We start from the raw sequence: 4,343 nt of genomic DNA, 5'->3' as shown, positions 1-4,343 counted from the left end.
TTATCTGAGGCTGGGTTCAATGTGGTTGCCTACACGGGTTATGCTGCCGACTTAGCCGAGATTATTGCTTTGATTTACAGCCAAGAAAGCTACACTTTCTTTAGTGGAAATCTCCGTAAAGAAACACTGCCAAAAGCTTTGGCAGCCGCTGGGATAAAATTCAATGAGATTCAGGTTTATGAAACGCTATTGACTCCTATAAAGATTAAGGAGAAAATCGATGCGATACTATTTTTCAGTCCGTCAGGCGTAGAAAGTTATCTAAAAGAGAATACAATTAAAAACGAGAATTGTTTTTGCATTGGCGAAACTACCGCAAGTGCATTAGACAAAAAAACAAAAAACATCATCGTTGCAGACCAACCAACTGTTGAAGACGTGATCGAGGATGTAATAACAGAATATAAAAAGCAGTAAGCTTTAGGCAATAAGCCATAAGCAAGAAAATTATAGACAAACAAAAACGCTTAAAGCCTAATGCTTAAAGCCTAATGCAAGAAAAAAAATGATTAAGAACGACCTATTTTTAAAAGCTTTAAAAGGAGAAACAGTACAACGCCCACCAGTTTGGATGATGCGTCAAGCCGGAAGATATTTACCGGAATTTAGAGCTTTGCGTGACAAATACGATTTTTTCACCCGTTGCGAAACTCCAGAATTAGCCGCAGAAATCACCGTTCAGCCTATTCGTCGTATTGCTCCAGATGCCGCTATCTTGTTTTCGGATATTTTGGTAGTGCCAAGAGCGATGGGAATTCACGTAGAATTGAAAGACAATTTGGGTCCGATTATCCCCAATCCAATTCGTACAATGGAGCAAGTAAATCAGGTATTTGTTCCGGACGTAAATGAAACTTTAGGTTATGTTTTTGATGCAGTTAAATTAACCAAAGAAATGCTGAATGATGAGGTGCCTTTGATTGGTTTCGCAGGTTCTCCTTGGACAATTTTCTGTTATGCCGTGGAAGGAAAAGGTTCTAAAAGTTTTGACACTGCTAAAGGATTTTGTTTCTCAAACCCAGTAGCGGCTCATACTTTATTGCAAAAAATCACTGACACCACTATTTTATATCTGAAAGAAAAAGTAAAATCGGGAGTAAATGCCGTTCAGATTTTCGATTCTTGGGGAGGAATGCTTTCTCCTGTTGATTATCAGGAATTCTCATGGAAATACATCAACCAAATCGTTGAGGCTTTGGCTGAGGTTACTCCAGTTATTGTTTTCGGAAAAGGATGTTGGTTTGCTCTAGGAGAAATGGGAAAAAGTAAAGCTTCGGCTTTGGGAGTGGATTGGACGTGTTCAGCTAGAAATGCCCGTTATTTATCAGGTGGAAACGTGACTTTACAAGGAAATTTTGACCCTTCAAGATTGCTTTCGCCAATTCCGACCATCAAGAAAATGGTACACGAAATGATTGACGAATTCGGAAAAGACAAATACATTGTGAACTTAGGCCACGGAATTTTACCAAATATCCCTGTAGATCACGCCAAAGCATTTATTGATGCGGTGAAGGAATACGGGAACTAATAGTTGACGGTTGTTAGTTGATAGTTGTTTGGGAAATCCTTAACGCCATCAACTAACAACGATCAACCAACAACTAAAAAAGAAATGCTAAACAAAGGCTTAAGAGACCAAGAAAGTATTCGAATTGACAACGTGCTCAAAAAGCTGATGTCATTGGTCTATGTGCCCAAGTTTTGGAATTTAGAAGATCTTCTTTACTTAGATAATGAATTAAAAGACTTGGCGATGAATGTCGAAAGTCTTAATGAATTTAGTGAAGAGGAATTGATTGTTCATTTGCAACGCCTTAATTTAGATTGGAATCAGTTGGAGTTATTTGCTGATTTTTTGGTGGCTTTTTCTAAAGCTGAAAACTATGATTTTCAAGATAAGGCTTTGGCTATTTATCAATATATTCAGCAGGAAAGCAAAGTTTTTTCCTTTGGAATAAATACTAAAATTACTTCGCTTAAAAGCAAATAACAGATGAGTTTTACAGATTTGAAAATAGACCGAATTGAACATATTCTTCCTGAAGAGTTTTACAAGCTCGTAGATAAAAACAGAAATCACATTGGAAAAACTTTTCCAGTAACTTTAGCCAACTCTGATTCTCCAAAGAAAGCAGAAGATTTTTTGGCAGTCAGTCTTGATAAAGAAAAGAATAAAGAAGGTTTTTATTTTTATGCAAGGGATATCAAAGCCAACAATTTAATTGGTTATTTATGTATAAAAACAATAGATTACCGCATTTCAAAATGTGAATTGGGTTATTTTGTAGATGAAGATTTTCAGGGAAAAGGAATCACATCAAAAATGGTTTCGGATGCACTTGAATTTTGTTTCAACGAATTGATGATGAGCAAGGTCTTTATCTGTACTTCAGAAATTAATTTGGCAAGTCAGCGAATTGCTTTAAAACACAATTTCAAACAAGAAGGAATTTTACGAGACGAATTTAGAAATGGTGATGGCCAATTGCAGAACACGGTCTATTTCGGATTGCTTAAGTCAGAATATAATAACAATGAAAAATAAATTTTACGCATACATACAAAACCTTCAAGACACAATCGTTGCAGGATTAGAAGCAGTTGACGGTCTAGCCAAATTCCGTGAGGATATTTGGGAACGCCCGGAAGGTGGAGGAGGACGTACCCGAGTAATCGAAAATGGAGCCGTTTTTGAAAAAGGCGGTGTCAATATTTCGGCTGTGCACGGGAAATTGCCTGATTCAATGCAAAAGTTGTTCAATGTAGGCGAAGCCGATTTTTTTGCCTGCGGTTTAAGTTTGGTTTTGCATCCGAAAAATCCAATGGTACCAACTGTTCACGCGAATTGGCGTTATTTCGAAATGTACGATGATAACGGAAATGTCATTCAGCAATGGTTTGGCGGAGGTCAGGATTTAACGCCTTATTATTTGTTTGAGGAAGATGCCATTCATTTTCATCAAACCTGCAAAACCGCTTGCGACAAACACAATCTCGAGTTTTATCCAAAATACAAAAAACAATGTGACACCTATTTTTGGAACGCACATCGTAACGAAGCCAGAGGAATTGGCGGATTATTCTTTGATTATTGTAAAGCAACCGAAGAAATGTCAATGGAAAATTGGTTTAACTTTGTTACAGAAGTAGGAAATAGTTTTTTGGAAGCCTACGTTCCAATAGTCGAAAGAAGAAAAACATTAGCCTATACTTCAGAACAAAGAACGTGGCAGGAAATTCGTCGCGGTCGTTATGTAGAGTTCAATCTGGTTCACGACAAAGGCACTTTATTTGGCTTAAAAACCAACGGTCGAATCGAAAGTATTTTGATGTCTTTGCCGCCAAATGTGCAATGGGTATATGACCATCATCCAGAAGTAGGAAGTGAAGAAGAGAAATTAATAGAAGTATTAGAAAATCCCCGAGAATGGATTTAAAGTAATTTTAGTGTTTTTTGAAGACGTTTTTGGGATGCTTACGCAAAGGTATTTATAGTAACTAAATTTCATTATTATGGAAAAGAGAGAAATGAACATTGCACAATTGGATCGGATGCATTCCGGAAAAGGATTCATCGCCGCACTAGATCAGAGTGGTGGAAGTACACCAAAAGCCTTAGCTCAGTACGGCGTACAAGAAAGCAGTTACACTAATGACGAAGAAATGTACACACTTGTGCATGAAATGAGAACCCGAATCATCAAGAGTCCTGCATTTGATAGTGAATATATTTTGGGCGCGATCTTATTTGAAAACACCATGGATCGTAAAATTGACGGACAATGGACCGCTGATTATTTATGGGAGAAAAAAAACATAATTCCGTTTTTAAAAGTTGACAAAGGACTTGCCGACCTTGAAAATGGAGTACAGTTAATGAAACCGATTTCTAATTTAGATGAATTACTTACACGAGCTGTTGCAAGAAATGTTTTTGGAACTAAAATGCGATCTGTTATTAAAGAAGCCAATGCCAAAGGAATACGAGATGTCGTAGAACAGCAATTTAAAGTGGGCATACAAATCTTTGAAAAAGGACTTGTTCCCATCATTGAGCCAGAAGTTGATATTTATAGTGCTGACAAAGAAAAATCAGAAGCAATTCTGAAAGAAGAAATCAAGAAGCAACTTGGTTTATTGCATAAAGATGTGAAAGTAATGTTGAAATTGTCTATCCCAACGGTAAAAGACTTTTACAGTGAATTAATGTCTGATCCGCATGTTGTACGTGTTGTAGCTTTGTCTGGAGGATATGCTCAGGAAGAAGCCAATCAGAAACTTTCGGAAAACCATGGATTGATTGCAAGCTTCTCAAGAGCTCTTTCTGAGGGACTTTCCGC

General features: G+C 37.3%; 6 protein-coding genes. All 6 read left to right on the top strand.

The window, feature by feature from the left end; translation table 11 throughout:
- A partial coding sequence (locus tag VFS71_RS11380) for a uroporphyrinogen-III synthase (protein WP_326401372.1) occupies positions 1-417 on the top strand: 417 nt, incomplete at its 5' end.
- 88 nt (positions 418-505) lie between these two features.
- Positions 506-1,531, top strand: coding sequence for a uroporphyrinogen decarboxylase (hemE, locus tag VFS71_RS11375; protein WP_326401370.1), 1,026 nt, complete (start codon positions 506-508; stop codon positions 1,529-1,531).
- An 84-nt stretch (positions 1,532-1,615) separates the two neighbouring features.
- The gene (locus VFS71_RS11370) at positions 1,616-1,993 is read left to right on the top strand and encodes a hypothetical protein (protein WP_326401368.1); all 378 of its coding nucleotides are present in this window, start codon (positions 1,616-1,618) and stop codon (positions 1,991-1,993) included.
- A 3-nt stretch (positions 1,994-1,996) separates the two neighbouring features.
- Complete coding sequence (locus tag VFS71_RS11365; protein WP_326401366.1) at positions 1,997-2,548, top strand: GNAT family protein; 552 nt, start codon at positions 1,997-1,999, stop codon at positions 2,546-2,548.
- Entirely contained in the window at positions 2,538-3,440 is a 903-nt protein-coding gene (hemF, locus tag VFS71_RS11360; protein WP_326401365.1) for an oxygen-dependent coproporphyrinogen oxidase, read from the top strand. The genes VFS71_RS11365 and hemF overlap by 11 nt, the downstream gene beginning before the upstream one ends.
- Positions 3,441-3,531: 91 nt before the next feature.
- A partial coding sequence (locus tag VFS71_RS11355) for a fructose bisphosphate aldolase (protein WP_326401373.1) occupies positions 3,532-4,343 on the top strand: 812 nt, incomplete at its 3' end.

Origin of the sequence: Flavobacterium sp., from assembly GCF_035760125.1 — a bacterium.
Taxonomy (GTDB): domain Bacteria; phylum Bacteroidota; class Bacteroidia; order Flavobacteriales; family Flavobacteriaceae; genus Flavobacterium.
The sequence above is the reverse complement of the archived record's forward strand: the minus strand, read 5'-3'. Positions and strand labels throughout refer to the sequence as shown.

What these genes read in the sequence shown, in the direction of transcription:
- hemE (WP_326401370.1), top strand. Translation starts at nt 506, where the DNA reads ATGATTAAGAACGACCTATTTTTAAAAGCTTTAAAAGGAGAAACAGTA.
- VFS71_RS11370 (WP_326401368.1), top strand. Translation starts at nt 1,616, where the DNA reads ATGCTAAACAAAGGCTTAAGAGACCAAGAAAGTATTCGAATTGACAAC.
- VFS71_RS11365 (WP_326401366.1), top strand. Translation starts at nt 1,997, where the DNA reads ATGAGTTTTACAGATTTGAAAATAGACCGAATTGAACATATTCTTCCT.
- hemF (WP_326401365.1), top strand. Translation starts at nt 2,538, where the DNA reads ATGAAAAATAAATTTTACGCATACATACAAAACCTTCAAGACACAATC.